This window comes from Rhizobium sp. K102, from assembly GCF_022385315.1.
In the GTDB taxonomy this organism is placed as follows: Bacteria; Pseudomonadota; Alphaproteobacteria; order Rhizobiales; family Rhizobiaceae; genus Rhizobium; species Rhizobium croatiense.
Map to the genome: position 1 here is coordinate 170,921 of NZ_CP092438.1, position 21,648 is coordinate 192,568.

Genomic DNA, 21,648 nt, shown 5'->3' on the forward strand with positions numbered 1-21,648 from the left:
CAGCAATGAACTGGAAATACCTAGGCCTCACCGTCGCATTTGCCGGCATGGCAGCCGCTGTGCCCGCAAAAGCCGATCAGCTCGACAATATCATGTCGGCGAAAACGCTGCGCTGCGCGACGTTCGCCGACGTTCCCCCCTTCGCCTCGCCCGATCCGAAGACCCGTGAAATGGCCGGTTTCGACGTCGATCTCTGCGCCGCGATCGCCAAGGAATTGGGCGTCAAGGCCGAGATCAAGCCGGTTTCGGTCGAAGCGCGCGTACCCGAGGTCAAGCTTGGCCGCGTCGACATCACCGTGGCCAACCTTGCCTATACGCTGAGCCGCGCCGAGCAGATCCAGTTCAGCGATCCCTATTATCTCGCCAAGGAAATGCTGATCGTGCCGGCCGACGATGCCGGCAAGAAGAAGGCCGATTACGCCGGCCAGCGCATCGCCTCGACCAAGGGCTCGACGTCGGAAATGTCGATCAAGCTCAACAAATCCGAGCCGCTGACATTCCAGGATACCGCTTCTGCCTATCTCGCCGTCCAGCAGGGCAAGGCGCGCGGCATGGTGGCCAACACCATGACGACGACCAAGTTCGTCAATGAATTCGAAGAGCAAGGGCAAGGAAATGCGGATGATCGAGGAGCCGATGCTCTACCAGCCGATCGGCATCGGCATGGCCAAGGATCAGCCGAAGCTGACGGCAAAGATCAACGAAATCCTCCACAAGCTCGACGCATCAGGCGAGATCAACAAGATCTGGGACAAGTGGCTCGGCCCGAATACCGAATACAAGATGACCCGCACCGACAAGGTCGTGCCGCTCTCCGAGTTGAAATTCGACCCGATCCCATGAGGCCAATCGGCCTCGACGTCATCCATTGACGATTTCCAAACGAAATCAGGCGGCGGGGCATGCCCGCCGTCGGCCAACGATCGGAGCCATTCATGATTCATATTAAAGATATCGCCGAACGGCCTGCCAAAGCCGATATCGACGCCGTTTCCAAATTTTCGCCGGCGACGATCCACGAAGCCCTGGGCCGCCGCGGCGCGCTGTCCTCCCGCCTCAAGCCCGTCGATTACCGCATGAAACTGTGCGGCCCGGCCTTTACGGTCAAATGCGCGCCGCGCGACAATATCATGCTGCAGCTCGCCATCAACTATGCCAAGCCCGGCGATATCATCGTCGTCTCGGCGGGCGAGTACGAGGAAGCAGGATCCTTCGGCGATGTGCTCGCCAATGCCTGCTTGGCCAAAGGCATCGGCGGCCTCGTCACCGACACCGGCGTGCGCGACACGCTGCAGCTTAGAGAACTCGGTTTCCCCGTCTTCTCGCTCAGCGTCTGCATCAAGGGCACGGTGAAGGAAACCATTGCGGCGGTGAACGACCCGATCATCGTCGGCGGCGAAACCGTCAATCCCGGCGACATCATCGTCGGCGATGCCGACGGCCTGGTGGTGGTGCGCAGGCAGGAAGCGCAGGAAGCCGCCCGGCTTTCGCAGGCCCGCGAAGATGCCGAAGCCGGCTATATCGCCGCCTACAAGGCAGGGAAATCGGTCATCGAGGTCAGCAATCTGGCGCCGGTGCTGAAAGCCAAGGGCCTTGTCGTCGATATTTGAGACGATACACGGATGACCTCTTTCCAAGCCCGCGCCGGCTTCCGGTCGCGGGCTTTTCCGACTGTTGCTCGGTCGCGGCGAATGCCGCGACTGGAGTATCTCAGATATTCTCAGGCGTCACGATTTCGAAGGTAATGGTCCGCTGAATCGTGGCACCTGAAGCACCCTGCGTGATCGTTTCGATCATCGTCTCGACCAGCGCCGTGGAAGTCCGCTCCAGCGGATGACAGAGGGCGGCGGTAATCATCCCCTCTGACAGGCCTTTTCGCGTCTCCGGGCCAATGTCCCGGCAGACGAGGCGGATGCTTCGGCGCCGCTCCTGCGGCACTTCCCGCAGCGCCCGCAAGACCCCGGAGATGCCGCCGCCGACAATCAGAATACCGGTGAGGTCATCCGTCGTCGCCAAGAGTTCCTTGACCATCCGATAGGCCTCGTTCGGTTCCTCGTGCGTGGGGCGGCTGTCCTCGATGGTCAGATGCGGCGCGTGTTCGCGCATATAGGAGCGGAAGCTTGCATCGGAGACGTCCTGACATTGGTAACGATGGTTGCCGATGAAGACGGCAATCCGCCCCGGCCCATGGCTCATGTTCGAGATCAGCCATGCCGCCGTCCGCCCCATTTTCCAATTGTCGGCCCCGACATAAGCGGCCCGCTCGCGGGCGGATTGGTCGGTAATATAGGCGATGACCGGCTTGCCCTTCTCGTGCAGCTCACGGATGGCCTGGGCGATCACCGGGTGATCGGCTGCGACGACGGCAACGGCGTCGCAATTTGCGCCGAGCGCCTTGAGCCGGCCGGCAATATTTTCCGGCGTCAGCAGATCCACAAAGTCGACCAGGGGATCGATGACCTCATCGCGCCTGGCGCGGCATGCCTCGACGATCTTCTTGCCGAAGAGCTGGTAGAGCTCACGGCTGGATTGCTGCAGCAGAAAGCCAAGCCGGTACTTCGGCACCGTCTTGCGCAGCCGGTCCTCGATTGCGCCGGCGCCGTAAAAGCCGATCCGTTCCGCGGCGGCCTGAACGCGCTGCACGGTCGTGCCTTTGACGGAGGCAGTGCCGGCCAGAATCCGATTGACGGTCGCAATCGAGACATCGGCCTCCTTGGCAAGGTCGGAGATGGTCGGCCGCCGCATGATTATTCCCCTCCATCGTTCGAACGTCCGTATCATTATGAGTGATACTCTATGATACTTTATGCATGTTTAGTATGATTTCACATTTCGAGAATTTCAAGCGGTGATATGTTTCTCTTCACGGTCACGCCAGGGAGGCGGGCCAAGGAGGAGATTGAGATGACTAAATTTCGCCGCCTTGCGGCAACCGTGTCGGCTGTCGCGATCATGACCTGCACTGCCACGGCCGTTATGGCCGCCAACATCTTCGTCGTCGGCGGCAAACCGGACGATCCGTTCTGGTCGATCGTCAAGCGCGGCGCCGAGGATGCCGGCAAGGTCGTTGAGGCACAGGGCGGCAAGGTCGTCTGGCTCGGGCCTCAGAATTACGACAATCTCGGCGTCGATGCGGCCGAACTGATCCGTCAGGCCATCGACCAGGGCGCCGATGCGATCGTCGGTCCGGACTGGGTGCCGGAAGCCATGGATCCAGCCTTCAAAGCGGTCGTCGACAAGAAAATTCCGCTGGTCATCTATAATGCCGGCGGCATCGAAGCCGCCGATCGCCTCGGTGCCATGAACTATGTCGGCTCCAACGACTATCTCTCCGGCAAGGCCGCGGGCAGCTACTTCGCCAAGCACGACCTGAAAAACGCCGTCTGCCTCAACACGCTGCCGGGTGCGGCAAACATTGAAGCCTTCTGCAAAGGCATGACCGATGGCGTGACGGAAGGTGGCGGCGTCGGTTCGGCGCTGCCGCTGCCGGCGACGTCATTCGGTTCGGCCACCGCCGTGGCGCAGGCGCTCAAGGCGCATCTGCTGCAGCATCCAGAGATCAAGGCCGTCTTCGCCATCGGCAACGTCGATACGAACTCCGCAGTCAACGGCGTGACACAGGCCGGCAAAGCGGGACAGGTGAAGGTCTGCGGCATGAACATGGATGAAACCGTTCTGAACAACATCAAGAGCGGCAGCCAGCTTTGCGCGATCGACCAGCAGGGTTACCTGCAGGGCTTTCTGGCCGTCTCGATCCTGAACGGCAACGTCAATTACGGGCTCACCGTCCCAACCCGGGAGATCCTGACCGGCCCCGGCGTCATCGACGCTTCGAACGTCGACGCCACCTTGGCAGGCGTGAAGGCCGGCGCCCGCTAAGGGGATCGGCCGGACGTGGTGAAGCTGCCTGCCCCTCACGCGGGCGGCTTCCATTCTTTCAGAAGCGCCGGCCGTTATCGGTCATGCGGCTTTATTGGTGGTGTCAAATGAACGCGAGAAACGATGTCCTCGCCCCGTCGGTTCCTTCGGGCGGCCATGCCAAAGCGACCATCGGTCAGCTTTCCCGGCGCCCTGAAGCGGGGTCGCTGCTGGGCTTGATTGCGGTGTTCGTCTTCTTCGCCCTGCTGGGCGGCAAGGTCTTCCTGTCCGCTGCCGGCTATGCAAGCTGGCTCAACGTCGCCGCCGAGATCGGCATCGTCGCGCTGCCGATCGGGCTCCTGATGATATCAGGCGAAATGGACCTCTCGATCGGCGCGGTGATCCCGGCATCATCACTGACGGTGGCGATCATATCAGGCCATTACGGCCTTCCCGAAATCGTCGGGATTTCCGCCGGCCTCAGCGTCGGGCTCCTCGTCGGCTTTTTCAACGGTTACCTCGTCAACCGCACGCGCGTCCCGTCCTTGATCGTCACCATCGGGTCGATGTTCGCCGTCATGGGGCTGACGCTGGGCTTCACCGTGCTGATTGCCGGCAGCACCGGCGTATCGCTGGTGCCAAGCCCGGCCGTCAAAGCGATCCTCGGCGATTTCATCGGCGGCATGTTCCAGGTGACGATCTTCTGGTGGATCCTGTTTGCGGCGGCGTTCTTCTGCCTGCTGCACATCTCGCCGGTGGGCAACTGGATCTTCGCTCTCGGCGGCGACAAGGTCTCGGCCCGCAACGCCGGCATTCCGACGGAAAAGCTCACCATCGCCCTCTATATGCTGTCGGGCTTTTCCGCCGCCTTCGTCGGCGTCAGCCAGGTGCTTGTCTACCAAAGCGCGCAGGTGCTCGGCGGGCAATCCTTCATTTTCAATTCGATCATGTGCGTGGTCATCGGCGGCGTGCTTCTGACCGGCGGCGCCGGATCGGTGGTGGGCATCGTCTTCGGCACGCTCACCTTCGCGATCGTCAATCAGGGCATCTATTTCACCGGCATAGACCCGAACCTCGGCAGCGTCATCATCGGCGCGCTCCTGCTGCTCGCCGTGATGATGAACGACAAGTTCCGGCTGATGGCGATGTCCTATGCGGCGAAAAAGAAGAAGTGAGGGCGAAGAGATGACCGGCTTTTCCATTGGACAGTTTGTACGCCGCCCGGAATTCGGCGCCGTGTTGAGCTTCGTGGCAGTAATCGCCTTCTATGTCGCCTTCGGCGGCGTCAGCCTCGGCGCGCTCTTCGGCGCGGCAAGCTGGGTCAATTTCGCCGCCAATCTCGGCATCGTCGCCCTGCCTGTCGGCCTTCTGATGATATCAGGCGAGCTCGATATCTCGATCGGCGCGATGATCCCGGCGGGCTCGATGACGATCGCCATCCTCTCGGGCTATTACGAGCTGCCGATCGTCGTCGGCATGTTCGGTGTGCTCGCCATCGGCGTTGTCGTCGGGCTGGTCAACGGTTTGCTGGCGGTGCGCACCAGCGTGCCTTCGCTGATCATCACCCTCGGCACGCTGGTTGCGGTGCAGGGGCTTGTACTTGCGGGATCCGTGATCCTGACCGGGGCCGCTTCGGTTCCGCTCAATGCCCCGGCCTGGGCCAAGACGATGTTCGGCGATCTCATCCAAGGCAAATTCCAGGTGATCATCCTGTGGTGGCTGGCGCTGACCGTGGTCTTTGGTTTCGTGCTGCACGCGACGCGTTACGGCAACTGGATCGTCGCCATGGGCGGAGACGAGGTCAGCGCGCGCAATGCCGGCATCCCGACCGACCGGCTGCGGATCGTTCTCTTCGTTCTCTCGAGCACGGCCGCCTCTTTCGTCGGAATGTGCGGCGCCATCCTGTTCAATTCCGCGCAGGTCTCGGGCGGCATGAACTACATCTTCAATACGATCGTCTCGATCGTGGTGGGCGGCGTGCTGCTCACGGGCGGCTTCGGTTCGGTCGCCGGGATCTTTCTCGGCGCGCTGACCTTCGCCGTCGTCAGCCAGGGCATCTACTTCACCGATATCGACCGCAATTGGTCCAACCTGATTATCGGCGTGATGCTGATGGCCGCCGTTCTGATGAACAACACGTTCCGGCAGATGGCGTTAAGCTTCGTGCCGAAGAAAAAGAAGTGAGCGTCAACCATGTCCGACAATATTCCGATCCTTGAACTCCAGAATGTCGACAAGAGCTTCGGCCCGATCGACGTGCTGCACGACATCTCGCTCAAGGTCCGTGCGGGCGAGGTGCTCTGCCTGCTCGGCGATAACGGCGCCGGCAAATCGACGCTGATCAAGACGCTTGCGGGTGTCCACAAGCCGACGCGCGGCGCCATTCTGATGGATGGCAATCCGGTCGAATTCAGCGGGCCGCGCGATGCGCAGGAAAAAGGCATCTCGGCAGTGCATCAATTCGGCGGCACATTTCCGCTGATGTCGATCGGCCGCTCCTTCTTCGTCGGCGTCGAGCCGACCAAGGGCTGGGGTCCTTTCAAGGTCTATGACCGCAGGAAGGCCAATGAGATTGCCGTGAAAGCCGTGCAGGATTTCGGCATCACCCGGATTGATGATGGCGACCGCCTTGTCGGCGGGCTTTCGGGCGGCGAACGCCAGTCGCTCGCCATTGCCCGGGCCGTGCATTTCGGCGCGCGCGTGCTGATCCTTGACGAACCGACGGCCGCTCTCGGCGTGAAGCAGGCAGCGCATGTGCTGCGGATCGTCAACGAAGCCAAGCGGCGGGGTCTGGCGGTGATCTTCATCACCCACCAGGTCATGCATGCGATGGCGGTGGGTGACCACTTCGCCGTGCTCATCCGCGGCGCGATCGCCGCCGATTTCCGGCGGGGCGAGAAGACCCGCGAGGAGATTACCGACCTGATGGCCGGCGGGGAAACCATGGCGGATCTCGAAGCCCAGATCGATACTTACATTGCAAGCCATGAGAGCCATTCGCCGCCGGCTGAGTAACCGCTGACGGCACCCAAACGACACGGCCCAAAACACACAGTGTCCGGCAGCGACAAACAGGTCGCCGCCGGGGAAGGAAAATCATGTCTGGAATCCGGAGGTCAAAATGAAGATCGCAATCGACCCGTTCATGCATCGGCATCTCTCACTCGAGGCGCTGCCGGGGAAGGTCAAGGAACTCGGCTACGACTGGATCGAGCTCTCGCCACGCGGAGATTTCCTCGAATGGTTCAAGGCGCCGCGCGTCTTTCCCGAGCGGATCAAATCATTGAAGCGCTCGCTGAAGGAGGCGGATGTCGGGATCGCCTCGCTGCTGCCGATGTACCGCTGGGCGTCCAATGATGAGACCGAACGCAAGGCCGCCGTCAAGCACTGGAAACGCGCCATCGAGATCGCGGTCGAGCTGGAAGTCGACACGATGAATTCCGAGTTCGGCCGCGGCCCGCATCCCGACAAGGGGTCCTGCTATTGCTGCCACACCGGCTCGATGATCGAGGCCTGCGAAGATGCCTGGTGGCGCTCGATGGAGGAACTGGTGCCGATCTTCGAGCGCGAGGGCATCCAGCTCAATGTCGAACCGCATCCGGAAGACTGGTGCGAGACGCTGCAGCCGGCGCTCGACATCATCCGCACGGTCAATTCGAAGAGCGTCAAGTTCCTCTATTGCGCCCCGCACACTTTCTATTTCGGCGACGACACCAAGGCGATGCTGCGTGAGGCGAAGGACGTGCTGGCACATGTCCATGTCGGCGACACCTTCAACCACAAAGCCTCATCCGGCCTTCGTTATATCCTCAACCCGCCCGGCACCAATGCCCGGGTGCACCAGCACCTCGATATCGGTCAGGGCGAGGTTCCGTGGGACGAGTTCTTCGGCACGCTGGCCGAGATCGGCTTCGACGGCATCATGACCGCCTGCGTCTTCGCCTGGGAGGATAAGGCAGATCAGAGCGGCACCTTCATGCGCGCGGAAATGCAGCGTTACATCGATAAGCACTGGGGGGCGAAATGACCCTTCAGGTTGGCGTCATCGGTACGGGGATGATCGGTCAGGATCATATCCGCCGCCTGACGAACGTCGTTTCCGGTGTCGAAATCGTCGGCGTCACCGATATCGACCAGGCCCGCGCCGCCGCTGCCGCCCCTGCGGGGGCGGAGGTGTTCGCCACCCCTTCGGCACTGATCTCTTCGGAAAAAGTGCAGGCCGCGGTCATCTGCTCCTGGGGGCCCGCCCATGAGGAGCAGCTGCTCGCCTGCATTGCCGCCGGCAAGCCGGTGTTCTGCGAAAAGCCGCTGGTGACCTCCGAGGCGGCCGCGCTCCGCGTGATGGAGGCGGAAGTGGCCTTCGGCAGGCGGCTCGTCCAGGTGGGTTTCATGCGCCGTTTCGATGCGGATTATCGCCGCCTGAAGGCGGTTATCGACGGCGGGAGACTCGGCGCACCGATGATGTTTCATTCCGTGCATCGCAATGCCTCGGTTCCCGAAGGGCTCTACACCTCCGAGATGCCGCTGAACGACACGCTGGTCCATGATGCCGATATTTCCCGCTGGCTCCTGTCGGATGAAGTCACCGGCGTGGAGGTGCGTGTGCCGCGCCGCTCCTCGCGCGGCGGCGAATTGCGCGACCCGGTTTTCGTCCTCCTGCACATGGCCTCGGGTGCGCTTGTTGACGTCGAGATTTCGGTGAACATCGCCTATGGCTATGACATCCGCGGCGAGATCAGCTGCGAGGCGGGCGTTGCCGCGCTGCCGAACCGCCCGGCGACCGTGATCTCGGATTCGAGCGGCATTCGCCAGGCAATCCCCGAGGATTGGCGCGAGCGCTTTATCGAAGCTTACGACCAGGAATTCCGCGAATGGATCGTCGACGCCTCCAAGGAAACGGCCGGCGGTCCTTCCACCTGGGATGGTTACGCGGCCACGCTGGTGGCCGATGCTGCTCTCAGAGCCGTGACCAGCGGCGGCCTCGAACCCGTCAACATGATACCGAAACCCAAGCTTTACGCACCGCCGACCGCCATGGCGGCGGAATGACGCGGCAGGCCATTTCAGGAGCAATGATCAGATGATCAACGGAGAAAGATCCATCGAGCGCCCCTTGCGTTGGGGCATGGTCGGCGGCGGCCGCACCGGGCAGGTGGGCTATAAGCATAGAACCGGCGCCCAGCGGGACGGCACCTACCGGCTCGTCTGCGGCGCCTTCGATCTCGACGCCGAGCGCGGACGGGACTTCGGCACGCAGATAGGCGTCGCCGCCGAGCGCTGCTACGGAGACTACAAGCAACTGATCGCCGGGGAAGCCGGGCGCGAAGACGGCGTCGAGGTGGTCTCGATCGCCACGCCGAACTTCACCCATTATGAGATCACCAAGGCGTGCCTGGAAGCCGGGCTGCACGTGGTCTGCGAAAAGCCGCTGTTCTTCACCGTCGCCGAATGCGATGAGATCGCCAAGCTCGCCGAAGAGAAGGGCCTTATCGTCGGCGTCACCTATGGTTTCACCGGCCATCCGCTGGTCCATCAGATGGCGGCAATGGTCAAAAAGGGCATGCTCGGCGATATCCGCATCGTCGACATGCAATATACCCACGGCTTCAATTCGGGCGACGATGTCGGGGCCGGCGAGGCGGTGAAATGGCGCACCAATCCGCAGACGGCGGGCCCGACCTTCGTTCTCGGCGATATCGGCACGCATCTCTACTATCTCTCCGAGGTCGTGCTGCCGGATCTGAAGATCGAAAAGCTGCTCTGCGACCGCAAGGCCTTTATTCCCACCCGCGCGCCGCTCGAAGACCACGCAACCGTTCTCATGCATTACGACAACGGCGCCCGCGGACGTCTCTGGGTGTCGTCGGTCAATGCCGGGAACATGGGTTCGCAACGTTACCGTTTCGTCGGCTCCAAGGCTTCCATCGAATGGTCGGATTCCCACCCCGACCAGCTGATTTACGAAATCCAGGGCGAGCCGAACCGCACCCTGCACCACGGCATGCCCTACCTCGAAGAGGAAAGCCTTGCAGCCGATCGCATGGGCGCGCTGCACACCGAGGGCCTCGGCGACAGCTGGGCGAACATCTACCTCTGGATCGCCCAGGCGATCGACGCAAAGCGCCGCGGCGACGAAGCCTTCCTCAGAGCCCATCACTATCCCGGCATTAGAGCCGGCACTGAAGGCGTGCGCTGGCTGGAAAACTGCGTCCGCTCGGCGGATGCGGGTGCCGCCTGGGTCGACTTCAAATAGCTCCCTCCGGGGGCGCGCCGGGAACTCCTCCACCCCTCTCACAAGGCGCGCCCTCATTTTTCATAAGGAAAGATCGAGACGATGAAACTCTCCATTTGCACCGACGTGATGGGCGACCTGTCCTTCACTGACATGCTCGACAAATGCGTCAAACTCGGTGTCGAAGGCATCGAAATGACCGGCGGCGGCTGGTCGCGTGCCCCGCATTTCCGCGCTGATGAACTGCTTGAAGACAAGGGGCTTCTGAAAACCAAGCTTAGGGAAATCGAAGCGCGTGGCCTTGAAATCGCGGCGCTGAACTGCTCGGCAAACCCGCTCGATCCCGGCGACATGGGCAAGCGCCACCGCAAGGAAATGGAACAGACGATCCGTCTTGCCGGCGAAATCGGCGTCAAGACCATCGTCACCATGTCCGGCCTGCCGGAAGCCGCCCCCGGCGACAGCGTACCGAACTGGCTCGTCTACACCAAGAGCTGGCCGGACGAGATGCCGGAACGTGACCGTTACCAGTGGGAAGACCGCGCCTTCCCGCTCTGGCACGATCTGGTCAAGCTCGCGAGAGAAGTCGGCGTCGAGAGATACGCGCTTGAAAACTTCTCGGCAATGCTTGTCTGGAACCCGGAAACCCTGTTCCGTCTGCGCAACGAGGTCGGGCCGTCCGTCGGCATGAACCTCGATCCCAGCCATCTGTTCTGGAAGGGCGCCGATCCGATTGCTTCGGCCCGGGCGCTGGGTAACGCGATCCATCATTGCCACGGCAAGGACACCCGGATCGAGCGTGGTCTCGCCGACGTCAATGGCCTGCTGGAACTGAAGGACGTCACCGACGTCGCCAACCGCACCTGGAACTATGTCGCCGTCGGCGCAGGGCATGATCTGCAATGGTGGAAGGAGTTCTTCTCGGTCGTGCGGATGGTCGGCTATAACGGCTGGGTCAGCCTCGAGATGGAAGACTTCACCATGTCGACGGACGCCGGCATCCAGTCCTCCATCGACGCGCTGCAGGCGACGATCAGCCGATGACAGGGCAGGGCGGGCGGCTTTCGCCGCCCTCTGCGTTCAAAGATCAGCCTGGACACTATTATGGACACATGTTCTATAAAGCGGACAGACTTGAGCGGAGCGCGCCATGCACCTTTCCATGTGGACCTACCCCTGGGATATCCAGGACCAGGGGCTTGATGCGATTGCCGCCGAGCTTCGCAACCGGGCAGGCCTCAACACGATCAGCATGGCGACCTCCTATCATGCGGGCCGCTTCCTCCAGCCGCGCAGCCCGCGGCAGAAGGCCTATTTTCCCGAGGACGGCACGGTCTACTTTCGGCCGGATGAGAGCCTGTGGCAGGACAAGCTGATCCGGCCGCTGATGGCGGCGAATGTGACCGAGCGCGGCGACATGCTGGAGGCGCTGACCAGGGGACGCGACGTGACGGGTCTGAAGGTCTCCTGCTGGACGGTCTGCCTCCACAATAGCCGTCTCGGCATGCTGCATCCCGATCACGTGACGCGGAACGCCTTCGGCAATGCCAACTATTACAATCTCTGCCCCTCCAGCCCGGCGGCGCGCGCCTATGCTGTCACCCTCGTGCGCGACATCACGGTGAATTACCGGCCGGATATGGTCGAACTCGAAAGCCCGAACTTCATGGGTTTCGCGCATCAATACCATCACGAAAAAGACGGCGTCGGCCTGAATGCCGAAGACGATTTCCTGCTCTCGCTCTGCTTCTGCGACCATTGCACGGCGCGCGCGGCAAAGGCTGGCGTGCCGGTCGAAGGCGCGCGCCGATCGGTTGCGCGTTTCATCGCCGAACTCTGCGAACGGGCCGTTCCGGAACGGCAGTTCCCGGATTTTCCGGCAGCCGGCATCGATGCCTTTCGCGACCACCCCGATCTGCATGCCTATCTCGCCTGGCGCAACGAACCGGTGACCAGCCTGATCGGCGAGATCAAGGCGGCGGCCGATCCGGCGAGCCGGATCGTACTGATCGACCTGAAGGACGGCTGGCTCGGCGGCGTCGATCTTGCAGCCGTCGGCAAGATCTGCGACGGGGCGATCCTCTGCTGCTACGACATGGAGCCGAATGCGATCGGCGATGTCATCCGCGCCGGCCGGGCGGCGATCGGGTCGGAGAAATTCCTCGGCGTCGGCCTGCGCGTCTTCTATCCGGAGGTCGGTGAAGCCGCGGTGCTGGCGGCCCGCGCCAAGGCCGCCGTCGATGCCGGCGCCGACGGCGTGAACTTCTACAATTACGGCCTGATCCCGGCCAAACGCCTCGACTGGGTCAAGGCGGCAGTCGACGGGCTTCTCGAAGCGGCAATCGTTTCCGCGACCTGGATCAGGCAGTCACCGGCCTGGCTGTCGCAATGCAGCCGGCGGGAAATGACGATGCCGTCCTCGGCAAAGCGCAGCTCTTCCTCCGGCTGCTCCAAGCGTTCCAGATCGTGATACCATCCGGCGAGGTCGCCGGCCGAAACGGTGGCGCCAAGGACTGCGGCCGGCTCGAACCAGCCTCTGCGGTCGGCATAGATGCCCTGGCTGTGCCGGGAGAGCGACAGCAGCTGCAGCGCCCCCGGTTCGGCCAGCGGCGCGCGGGAGATGACCGGACGCCCGACGATGCCGAGCGCCACAAGCAGCCGGTCGATCGCCGCCGCCGTGAAGGCCATCGTCGCGGGCGTCACGGTTCCGCCACCGCCGAACTCGCCGGAAAGACCGATGATGCCGGCCCTTGCCGCAGCCCCCATCGATGTCGGCGCCGCCGGGCCATTGTCGGCGATGAAGGCATGCGATGCGCCGATCGCCCGCATCAGCGAGACGGATCGCTCGAAGCGGGTGGCGTCGGCCTGCCGCTCGATCAGGGTGCAGGGCAGGTGCGCCATCGACGTGCCGCCTGAATGCAGGTCGAAGACGACGTCGTGGCGCGGGAAGAGTTCGTGTTCGAGGAAATGCGCCAGGCGCCCCGTCGGGACCCCCGCGGGATCGCCGGGAAAGGCCCGGTTGAGGTTGCCGCCGTCGAAGGGCGAGCAGCGTTTGGCTGCCATCACAGCCGGCAGGTTCGCCATCGGTAAAATGGTGACGGCGCCACTTATGTCAGCGACGTCAAGCAGGCGCATCAGCCGACCGAGCTGCAGTTCGCCCTCATATTCGTCGCCGTGATTGCCGGCCATCAGCAGCAAAGACGGCCCTTCGCCATTTTTGAGTCGAAGGATCGGAATGCGGATCTGATAGTAGGGCGAACGGTCGATCGAATAGGGAATGGCGAGATGACCGGCCTGGCGGCCCTCGCGCGAAAAGTCGATCGGATTGACGAGACCGCTGTGCATGATGTCTCCAGTTCTAGCGCTTGCCTTCGATCAGAGGGCGGCGACCGCGGTCATTTCGACGCGCAGGTCCGGGTCGGCAAGGCGGGCTTCGGTGCAGGCGCGGGCCGGCGGGTTTTCGATGTCGATCCAGCTGTCATAAACGCCGTTCATCGCCTCGAAATCGGTAATCGCCGGCAGGAAGACGTTGACGGTGAGGAGACGCGAGCGATCGGTCCCGGCTTCCTGCAAAAGGGCGTCGATCTTGCCGAGCACATCGCGGGTCTGCTCCTCGATATCAGCCTTGCGATTTTCCGCGACCTGGCCGGCAATATAGACGAGACCGCCATAGCTGACGGCCTGGCTCATACGCGAGCCCTTCTGATAACGCTGGATCATGCAGGTTTTCCTTTTCTTGGTTTTACAGGAAGAATTCAGCCGAAGCTGGTCAGATAGGCTGCCGTCACCGAATGATCCGGATCGAAGCCATAAAGGATCGCATGCCGGTCAAGGCAGGTGCAGGGATGCGAGATGCCGAACTCGATCACATCGCCCACGGCGACGTCGCTGTCATCGGCAAGCGCCATGAAGGCGTGCTGATCGTTGAGGCGGAAAACTCTGGCGCCTTCGAGATCGGCAAGGCGCGCGCCATCGCGATAAAGCGCCAGCGGCCGCGGCAAGTCCTGGTCCATCGCCACGTCGCGCATGCCCATGCCTGCGATCGCAAGCTTTGGCTCCGGCCGCGACAGGATCTCGGCCCAGACCCTGAGCGCCGGACGGAAACCCGCCGCCGCGGAAACGATCTCGCCGCCGATGCGAAGGCCGCCGCGTGCATCGAGGGCCACAAGGCCCCGCTCATAGATGCCGTGGTCGTGGAAGAAGATCGCGCCGCTGCGCAGCACGAGCCGGCAGGCTGGATCGGCGGCGACGGCAGCTGAAAGCCGCGCCACCACGATGTCGAAAAACACCGAACCGCCTGATGTGACGAGGAGCGGCCGTTCGCTGCCGATACGGGCGCGGATCTTCGGCAGGAAATCTGATGTCATCGCCATCAGCGCGTCGATGCGAAGCATCGTTTCTTCCGGATCGGCGGTCGCGGCCGCACCCTCATAGGCGGCGATGCCGCTCAGCCGCAAGGCCGGCGTCTCCACGGTAAGGATTGCGTCGAGAATTCCCGCCGCGGCTTCGGCGCTACGAAGACCGGCGCGGCCGGCGCCGAATTCCACCAGCAGGCCAAGAGGCGGCAGATCGGCGCGCTCCTGCCAGGCGAAGGCAAGCGCCTCGACGAGCGCTGTCGAATCCACGAAGACATGGAGCTCCGCATCGGGATAATGGCCGAGCAGGGCCGCCAGCCGGCGGGCGGCGGCGACCCCGCCGATCTCGTTGGCGAGGATCAGCCGACGCTGTCCGGCCTTGAGCAGCACGGCGGCCTGGCGAATGTCGGCGACCGTCGTGCCCCAGGCGCCTGCCGAAAGAAGCGTGTCCGCCAGCCCCGTCGACATCGGGGTCTTGGCGTGCGGCGCAATTTCGGCACTATGGCTTTTCACATAGGCCATCATCAGTTCGACATTGTTGGCGAAGGCCTGCCGGTCGAGCGAGATCAGCGGCAGGGCCATCCTGCCGTCATAGGGCTTCCATCCCTGGGTTCCGATGGCCGCAAGCGGCAGCGGCGGATGGCCGGGCGGAAAGCCCCGCACCCGCTCGTCGATCAGGACGTTTTCCGGCGTCGTATGAAGATCAGACATGGCGGCCTCTCCCGATCTCGGCCGGATCGGCCAAACCGAGGCGATACGTGTCGTTGGCGGTGGCAAAGAACAAAGCGCGCTGCTCGTCGTAGGAGAGCTCGGCGGCGACCGTGCGGAACACCCGATAGACCTCATCGAAAGAAGCATGCAGGCCGGCGACCGGGAAGTCGCTCGCAAACATCGCACGTTCAGGGCCGAAACAAGCGAGGCAATGTTCGATCACCGGCCGCAGGCTTTCGAGGGTCCACGCATGGTCATAGGCGACGAGGTCAGAAATCTTCAGGCGAGTATTCGCCTCCTTGCCGAGCGCCCGCAGGCCGCGGTGCCAGAGCGCCATGCCGTCCTCCGTCCGGTCGATGGGACTGCCGCCGTGGTTGAGCACGAAAAGCGTTTCGGGAAAGGCCTGCACGAGATCGAGCGCCTCGGCCATTTGCCAGGGGTAGAGCATCAGGTCGAAGACCAGCCCGAGCCGCCTGGCATGGGCAAGCCCCGCCCGCCAGGCAGGATCGGTCATGCGGTCCGCACGCGATGCAAAACGCTTCGCGACATCGGGATGCCAGCTCAGAATATCGCGGATGCCGACGACGCTCGGATTCTGCACCTCCGCTTCGAGCAGGCGTGCAGCGTCCGGGCCGTCGAGGGGAACGCGCGCGATATAACGGTGCGCCACGCCGGAGCTGCGGTCGAGACCATCCAGCCAGCGGCTCTCTTCCAGCGGATAGGCAACCGACCAGCCGGCCTCCACATGCACCGTCGCAACGACGTTCTGTTGCGCGGCATCGGCGCGATAATCGTCGATGCCGTAATCGCGCAGGATCGCCCCGAGGTTTCCGACCGCCATCTCCTCGCCGGAAGCCCGCGCCTTCTCAAGCCAGGGATGGCGCTGCAGGCTGAGATCCCAGAGATGGTGGTGCGGGTCGATCACCGGCCCGTCATAGCACTTCGTCATCGGCGCGCCTCGCGGCCGGAAACGAGCAGCAGGGCGAGGATCAGCGTGCCAAACATGATCGAGCGCCAGCCGGGCGAGGCGTTGACGACGGTGATCAGCGCCGTCGTGGTGACGAGCAGGATCGCCCCCGGGATGGTGCCGGCATAGGTGCCGCGGCCGCCGAGGATGGAGGTGCCGCCGAGCACCACGGCGGCGATCGAGGTCAGCAGATAGGGATCGCCGATGCCGACATAGCCTTGCCGGTTCATGCCCAGCACCAGAATGCCTGCAAGTCCCGCAAAGAAGCCGGACAGGGTATGGACGATCAGCGTATTGCGGGTGACGCTGACGCCGGAAAGCCGGGCGGCGAGCGGGTTTGCCCCGAGTGCGAGGAAACGCGCGCCGATCGGCATGCGGTGGACGAGCAGCAGGACGACGATCGCGACGAAAAGCCACAGAATGATGCCCGAGGGGATGCCGAGCGGCCGCGCCTGGCCGAGCAGGATGACGGCCGGATTGCTGACGGTGACGGCGCTGCCGCCGGCAACGATGACGAGCAGGCCCTGCAGGAAGGTCGCCATCGCAAGCGTCATGATGATCGGCGGCACGCGAAGATAGGCGGCACCCGCACCGTTCATCAGACCGATGCCGGTGGCGATGGCAAGGGCCGCCGCGATGCCGGCAAGGCCGGTCGGATCCCAGGCCGGCGAGATCAGCGGCAGCAGGATCGCCGTGACTGTGATAACCGCGCCGGCCGAAAGATCGATGCCGCCCATCAGGATGACGAGCGTCTGCCCGGCCGCGACGATGCCGATCACGGCGGCGAGTTCGAGGAGGTAGCGCAGATGGCCATAGGCGCCGAAACCACGCAAGGTGAAGCTTGCGACGATCCAGACGAGCGCGACCAGAAGGAAGGTCAGGAGTGGCGGATTGCGAAACGCGGATCGGACGATGTTCATCGCTTTGCCCTCCGTGCGCCGAGAAGTTCCGGAACGGCGACCGCCCCGACGATGATCAACCCTTGCGCGACATATTGCGCAACCGGCGGGAAGCCGAGGAAGAACATCACGTTGATCATCACCGAGAGCAGCAGGCTGCCGCAGATCGCGCCGCGCATGGTGCCCTTACCGCCGAGGAAACCGACACCGCCGAGCACGGCCGCGGCGATCGAGTTCAGCGTGAAGGGCGTGCCGATGACGGGATCGCCCGAGCCGGTCTGCGCCGCGACGAAGAGGCCGGCCAGTGCCGACAGCAGACCGGAGAGCGCGAAGGCTGCAACCTTCACCCGTTCGACCGGGACGCCGGAGCGGAATGCGCCGACCGGGTTGTCGCCGGCCGCATAGATGCCGAGGCCGAGCGGCGTTGCGAGAAAGACCTTCCAGAGCATGAGGATCGCGACCAGCAGCAGGAAGGCGACGGGCGTGTGGCCGGCCAGCACCGTCGACAGCCAATCGGGAATGAATCCGCCCGGCCGCGGCAGCAGGATCAGCGCGACGCCGCCGATGATAAAGGAGCCGGCCAGCGTGACGATGATCGCCGGCAGCCTCAGATGCGTCACGATCGCGCCGATGACGGCGCCGATCGAAAGGCCGGCGAGTGCGACAGCGACAATGCCGCCCGGCACGCCGAGCGCCCCTTGCATCGTCGTCGCCGCGATCACCGCGCCGAGGCTGACGAGCGGGCCGATCGCGAGCGTGATGCCGCCATTCAGCATCAGCAGCGCCTGCGCCATGGTGACGAGCGCGAGCGGGAACCAATTCTGCGTGAACTTGGAAAAGCCGCCGATGGTCAGGATGCCGGGAAAGAGCAGCGCATAGAGGATGAGAAAGGCAGCGACGACGAGATAGAGGCCGGCGAGGCCGCGGTTGCGGCGCAGCTGGATCGAACCGTAAAGCCGGGATGACGAAATCGTGCTCATGCCGCCTCTCCCTGCGTCGTAGCCGCAATACCCATGGCCGCACCGACGATCGCGCCTTCACTGATCGCATCCTGCGACAGTGTTGCCGCGACGCGGCCCTCGCGCAGAACCACGACGCGGTCGCAGAGATGCACAAGCTCCGGCGTATCGGAACTGACCAGAATGACGAGCCGCCCCTCGGCGGCGAAGGCGCGCAGCATCAGGTAGATTTCCCGCTTGGTTTCGATGTCGACGCCGCGCGTCGGATCGTTGAGCAGCAGAACGGAGGGATCGAGCGGCAGCCATTTGGCAAGCGCCACCTTCTGCTGGTTGCCGCCGGAAAGCGCCTGCACCGGGCGGGCCGTATCGCCCTTGATCGTCAGCCGGCGCGCGAGAGCGGCGACCAGGCCGCTTTCCGCCGGCCGGTCGCGCAGCCCCTTGCGGGCGAGCCGTCCGAGCGAGGGCAGGATGAGATTGGCAGCAATGGAATGCGGCAACACCAGTCCCTCATGTTTGCGGTCGGCAGGCACATAGACGATGCCGGCTGCATTCGCCGCACCGACATCGGCGGGCAGGCCGGGTTTGCCTGATACTTCCGCCCGGGCGGCAGACGCGGGGATCGCGCCGTAGAGGCCGAGCAGCAGGTCTTCCTGCCCTTGTCCCACCAGCCCGCCAATGCCGACGATCTCGCCGGCGCAGGCGGAGAAAGCGACGTCACGCACCATGCCGGCCGAAAAACCTTCGACGCTGATGCACATCGCACCGGGTGCCGCGGCCGGGCGCGGCGGGAACAGGTCGCCGGTCTCGCGGCCGACCATCAGGCGCACCAGACCCTCGCCGTCGATGCCGGACAGCGATTGATCCGCTGTGACGCCGCCATCCTTCAGCACGGTGACATGCGAGCAGAGCGCCTGCACCTCGTTGAGGCGGTGGGAGATATAAAGAAGCGCCGTGCCACGCGCGCTCAGAGTCTCGATCAGCCGGGCCAGGATGCCGGCTTCGTGCGCCGAGAGCGACGAGGTCGGCTCGTCCAGGATCAGCACGCGCGGCTTGCGGAACAGTGCCTTGGCGATTTCCACCATCTGGCGGCGGCCGAGCGCGAGATCGGCGACCGGCATGTCGAGCGGCTCGGTCAGTCCGACCATGTCGCAGACCTCTCGCACGCCGCGATGCAGCGCTCGATACTCGATGAGACCGAACCGGCGCGGAAAGGCGCCGGTCCCGATGTTTTCGGCAATCGACAGGCTGGCCGTCAGGCTCAGCTCCTGCTGAACCACGGCGATGCCGGCGGCGCGCGCCGCCGCCGGGCTGAAGCGCCCGACAGGCCTGCCCTCGATGAGGATGGACCCGCTGTCCGGCTGGAGGGCGCCGGACAGAAGATTGATCAACGTCGACTTGCCGGCGCCGTTTTCGCCGAGCAGGGCGTGAACCCTGCCCGGCAGAAGGGCGATGTCGACGCCCTTCAAAACGGGATTGCCGAAAAATCCCTTGAACACCTGTCGGGCTTCCAGCAGGGGTCTTTCTTCCGTCATGACGGCGTCCCTCAATCCGGATTATTTGGTGGCAAGCAGCTTGTCGAAGAGCGCCTTGTCGTAATCCGAGTAGATATAGCCGTCAGCCGGGAACTTGTCGGCTCGGGCGAGGTAGCTGCCGATCGTGCTGTCGTCGATGACGGGCAGCGGCACCTTGACGAAGGAGGGCACGTCCTTGCCTTGCAGCGCCTGCACGGCGGTATAGACGGAAAGCGCGCCGAGCCAGTTGGGCTGCATCGTCGCCCAGCCCTTCAGGCCCTTTTCCTTCCAAAGCTCCAGGAACTGCCGGGCGTTTTCCCCTGTCGTCGGTACCTGGTCGCGGCCCTGGCGCTCGAAGGCGAGGACGGAGCCGGCCGAGAGCGCGCCGCCGAGCGACAGCACGCCATCGATTTCGGGATTGGCAAACAGCAGGCTGGTCATCGCTTCCTGGGCCGGCGCGACGTTATATTCGGTGTTGGTCTCGGTGATCACCTGCAGACCCGGATTGGCATCGAGCACCGGCTGGGCGCCCTTGCGACGGTCGTCGCTGACCGAAATGCCGGCCGGGCCGTTCATGATGATGATCTTGCCCTTGCCGCCGAGTTGGCTGACCATCCACTTGGCAGCGGTCGCGCCCCATTCGTTGGAATCGGTGTTGATCTTCGCCGTCACCTTGTCGGTATTAACAAGGCTGTCGAAGTTGACGACGGCGATGCCCTTGTCACAGGCATCTGAAATGACGCGGTCGAGGGCGTTGGAGGAGCCGGCGATCACGACAATGGCGTCGATATTGGCGTCGATCATCGACTGGATATGCTGGATCTGCGTCTGGGCGTTGCCCTGCGCGTCGGTAATCATCAGGTCCTTGACGAGGCCCGCCTTCTTCAATTCCTCCACTTCGGCCGTGATGGTGCCTTCGGTCTGCTTCATCCAGGTCGGCACCGAATAGATGTTCGCCCAGCCGATCGTGTATGGCGCCTTCCTGTCTCCCTTGATGCAATTGGCGGCGGCCGAGGCCGTGCCGGCCGAAAAGGCAAGCAGGGTGGCGGCAGCAGCAGCGCCGGCGAGAAGACGGCGGCGCAGTGAAACGGAAATGCTTTCTTCAAAAAAATTCTTCATGTCGATCCCCTTTTTGCGGCAGCGCTGGCGGCTTGCCATTTGTTTTTGTCCGCTATATTGTACATATGATCTTTATACCGGACGAGCCGATCTTATGCCGATTTTTTTACCCCGCAAGAGGGGGTGGGAAGATTTCATTTGCGAAGCAGGACGGGATCGATTGACAGATTCGGCGGACGGCTTGAAAAGCTTCGCCGGGCAAGAACAGAGCCCGACAAGAACAGGGCTCAACAAGAACGGGATTGACAGCAATGGATGCAGTTCAGGACGAAGCAGCCGGCAAGCGCGCCCGAGGGCTCGACCGCGCCTTCGAGATCCTCGACTTCCTGCGCCAGAAACGGCAGGCCTTGAAACCGAATGAAATCGCCGCGCAGATCGGCGCGCCGCGCTCATCTGTCTACGAACTCGTCAACCTGCTGCTGAGCAATGGCATCCTCGAATTCACCGGCGGCGAGGGCCGCGTCTATCTCGGCCGCAAGCTTTATTTCCTCGGCGCCGCCTATGAGAACCATTTCGATTTTACCCGCGAATGCGAGGCGGCGCTGGACCAGCTTGCCGACGAGACGCGGGAGACGGCGCAGTTCTGCATGCTTGACGGGAACAAATATACGGTCGTGCGCATGCGCGAGGGCGCGCGGCCCTTCCGCATTTCGACCGATATTGGGCAATCCGTGCCGATCCCGTGGACCGCGTCGGGCCGCCTGCTGGTTGCGCATCTGTCGGATCAGGACATCCTCAACTTCATTCCGCCGCAGGACTTCCGCCTGCCGGGCGGCGAATGGCTCGAGCCGCAGACCTTCATCGCCGAAGTCCGCCAGGCCGAGCGTGAAGGTCTCTTCACCTTCAACAGCATCGTCGACAGCTTCACCCATTGTTTTGCCGTGCCGGTGCGCGGCGAGGAAGGCCATGCCGCCGCGACGCTCTGCCTCGTCACGCCGCGCGACGACGGCATCGCCAACCGGGACCGCTACCTCTACTGCCTGAAGAAGGCCGCCGCCGGCCTGGAGCACGCCCCGGCCCGGCCAAGACGCGGCTGA

Annotated in this window: 19 protein-coding genes and 2 pseudogenes; 12 read left to right on the forward strand and 9 right to left on the reverse strand. The window is 63.5% G+C overall.

Translation table 11 applies throughout. From position 1 onward, the window contains the following. Positions 1-5: 5 nt before the first annotated feature. Positions 6-843: pseudogene (locus MHI61_RS31430) on the forward strand (ABC transporter substrate-binding protein). 92 nt (positions 844-935) lie between these two features. Next, the gene (locus MHI61_RS31435; RefSeq protein ID WP_239793704.1) at positions 936-1,610 is read left to right on the forward strand and encodes a 4-carboxy-4-hydroxy-2-oxoadipate aldolase/oxaloacetate decarboxylase; all 675 of its coding nucleotides are present in this window, start codon (positions 936-938) and stop codon (positions 1,608-1,610) included. 100 nt (positions 1,611-1,710) lie between these two features. Here the strand turns inward: MHI61_RS31435 and MHI61_RS31440 are convergent, their stop codons facing one another. Then, positions 1,711-2,745 (reverse strand): LacI family DNA-binding transcriptional regulator, encoded by a 1,035-nt coding sequence (locus MHI61_RS31440; protein WP_239793705.1) that lies wholly within the window; start codon positions 2,743-2,745, stop codon positions 1,711-1,713. A 159-nt stretch (positions 2,746-2,904) separates the two neighbouring features. Between MHI61_RS31440 and MHI61_RS31445 the strand changes: the two genes are divergently transcribed. From MHI61_RS31445 to MHI61_RS31485, 9 genes and pseudogenes are all read left to right on the forward strand, one after another. Beyond that, positions 2,905-3,879, forward strand: coding sequence for a sugar ABC transporter substrate-binding protein (locus tag MHI61_RS31445; RefSeq protein WP_239793706.1), 975 nt, complete (start codon positions 2,905-2,907; stop codon positions 3,877-3,879). A 107-nt stretch (positions 3,880-3,986) separates the two neighbouring features. Then, positions 3,987-5,033 (forward strand): ABC transporter permease, encoded by a 1,047-nt coding sequence (locus MHI61_RS31450; RefSeq protein ID WP_239793707.1) that lies wholly within the window; start codon positions 3,987-3,989, stop codon positions 5,031-5,033. Positions 5,034-5,043: 10 nt separating this feature from the next. Beyond that, complete coding sequence (locus tag MHI61_RS31455; RefSeq protein WP_239793708.1) at positions 5,044-6,042, forward strand: ABC transporter permease; 999 nt, start codon at positions 5,044-5,046, stop codon at positions 6,040-6,042. 9 nt (positions 6,043-6,051) lie between these two features. Then, positions 6,052-6,873, forward strand: coding sequence for an ATP-binding cassette domain-containing protein (locus tag MHI61_RS31460; RefSeq protein WP_239793709.1), 822 nt, complete (start codon positions 6,052-6,054; stop codon positions 6,871-6,873). Between the two features lie 106 nt (positions 6,874-6,979). Continuing rightward, positions 6,980-7,885, forward strand: coding sequence for a sugar phosphate isomerase/epimerase (locus MHI61_RS31465; protein ID WP_239793710.1), 906 nt, complete (start codon positions 6,980-6,982; stop codon positions 7,883-7,885). Beyond that, complete coding sequence (locus MHI61_RS31470; RefSeq protein ID WP_239793711.1) at positions 7,882-8,907, forward strand: Gfo/Idh/MocA family oxidoreductase; 1,026 nt, start codon at positions 7,882-7,884, stop codon at positions 8,905-8,907. Before MHI61_RS31465 ends, MHI61_RS31470 begins: the two co-directional genes overlap by 4 nt. 31 nt (positions 8,908-8,938) lie before the next feature. After that, positions 8,939-10,111, forward strand: coding sequence for a Gfo/Idh/MocA family oxidoreductase (locus MHI61_RS31475; protein ID WP_239793712.1), 1,173 nt, complete (start codon positions 8,939-8,941; stop codon positions 10,109-10,111). An 81-nt stretch (positions 10,112-10,192) separates the two neighbouring features. Next, positions 10,193-11,134 carry a sugar phosphate isomerase/epimerase gene (locus MHI61_RS31480; protein WP_239793713.1) on the forward strand — a complete coding sequence of 314 codons (942 nt, stop codon included), beginning with the start codon at positions 10,193-10,195 and terminating at the stop codon, positions 11,132-11,134. A 106-nt stretch (positions 11,135-11,240) separates the two neighbouring features. Further along, a pseudogene (locus MHI61_RS31485) lies at positions 11,241-12,413 on the forward strand (hypothetical protein); the annotation flags it as partial. Here the strand turns inward: MHI61_RS31485 and MHI61_RS31490 are convergent. The 8 genes from MHI61_RS31490 to MHI61_RS31525 are packed head-to-tail and all read right to left on the reverse strand — an operon-like array spanning position 12,362 to position 20,611. Further along, on the reverse strand, positions 12,362-13,435 hold the full coding sequence (locus tag MHI61_RS31490; RefSeq protein ID WP_239793714.1) for a succinylglutamate desuccinylase/aspartoacylase family protein: 1,074 nt from the start codon (positions 13,433-13,435) through the stop codon (positions 12,362-12,364). The pseudogene MHI61_RS31485 and the gene MHI61_RS31490 sit on opposite strands and share 52 nt — an antisense overlap. Positions 13,436-13,465: 30 nt before the next feature. Beyond that, complete coding sequence (locus MHI61_RS31495) at positions 13,466-13,810, reverse strand: RidA family protein (RefSeq protein WP_239793715.1); 345 nt, start codon at positions 13,808-13,810, stop codon at positions 13,466-13,468. Positions 13,811-13,845: 35 nt separating this feature from the next. Further along, the gene (locus MHI61_RS31500; protein ID WP_239793716.1) at positions 13,846-15,156 is read right to left on the reverse strand and encodes an alanine racemase; all 1,311 of its coding nucleotides are present in this window, start codon (positions 15,154-15,156) and stop codon (positions 13,846-13,848) included. Next, positions 15,149-16,105: an amidohydrolase family protein gene (locus tag MHI61_RS31505; protein ID WP_239793717.1), complete on the reverse strand. Its 957-nt coding sequence runs from the start codon at positions 16,103-16,105 to the stop codon at positions 15,149-15,151. The genes MHI61_RS31500 and MHI61_RS31505 overlap by 8 nt, the downstream gene beginning before the upstream one ends. Beyond that, positions 16,102-17,043, reverse strand: coding sequence for an ABC transporter permease (locus MHI61_RS31510; RefSeq protein ID WP_239793718.1), 942 nt, complete (start codon positions 17,041-17,043; stop codon positions 16,102-16,104). Before MHI61_RS31510 ends, MHI61_RS31505 begins: the two co-directional genes overlap by 4 nt. Beyond that, on the reverse strand, positions 17,040-18,002 hold the full coding sequence (locus MHI61_RS31515) for an ABC transporter permease (RefSeq protein WP_239793719.1): 963 nt from the start codon (positions 18,000-18,002) through the stop codon (positions 17,040-17,042). Before MHI61_RS31515 ends, MHI61_RS31510 begins: the two co-directional genes overlap by 4 nt. Beyond that, positions 17,999-19,513, reverse strand: coding sequence for a sugar ABC transporter ATP-binding protein (locus MHI61_RS31520; protein WP_239793720.1), 1,515 nt, complete (start codon positions 19,511-19,513; stop codon positions 17,999-18,001). Before MHI61_RS31520 ends, MHI61_RS31515 begins: the two co-directional genes overlap by 4 nt. Before the next feature lie 21 nt (positions 19,514-19,534). Next, the gene (locus tag MHI61_RS31525) at positions 19,535-20,611 is read right to left on the reverse strand and encodes an ABC transporter substrate-binding protein (protein ID WP_239793721.1); all 1,077 of its coding nucleotides are present in this window, start codon (positions 20,609-20,611) and stop codon (positions 19,535-19,537) included. A 251-nt stretch (positions 20,612-20,862) separates the two neighbouring features. Between MHI61_RS31525 and MHI61_RS31530 the strand changes: the two genes are divergently transcribed. Then, positions 20,863-21,648, forward strand: coding sequence for an IclR family transcriptional regulator (locus tag MHI61_RS31530; protein ID WP_239793722.1), 786 nt, complete (start codon positions 20,863-20,865; stop codon positions 21,646-21,648).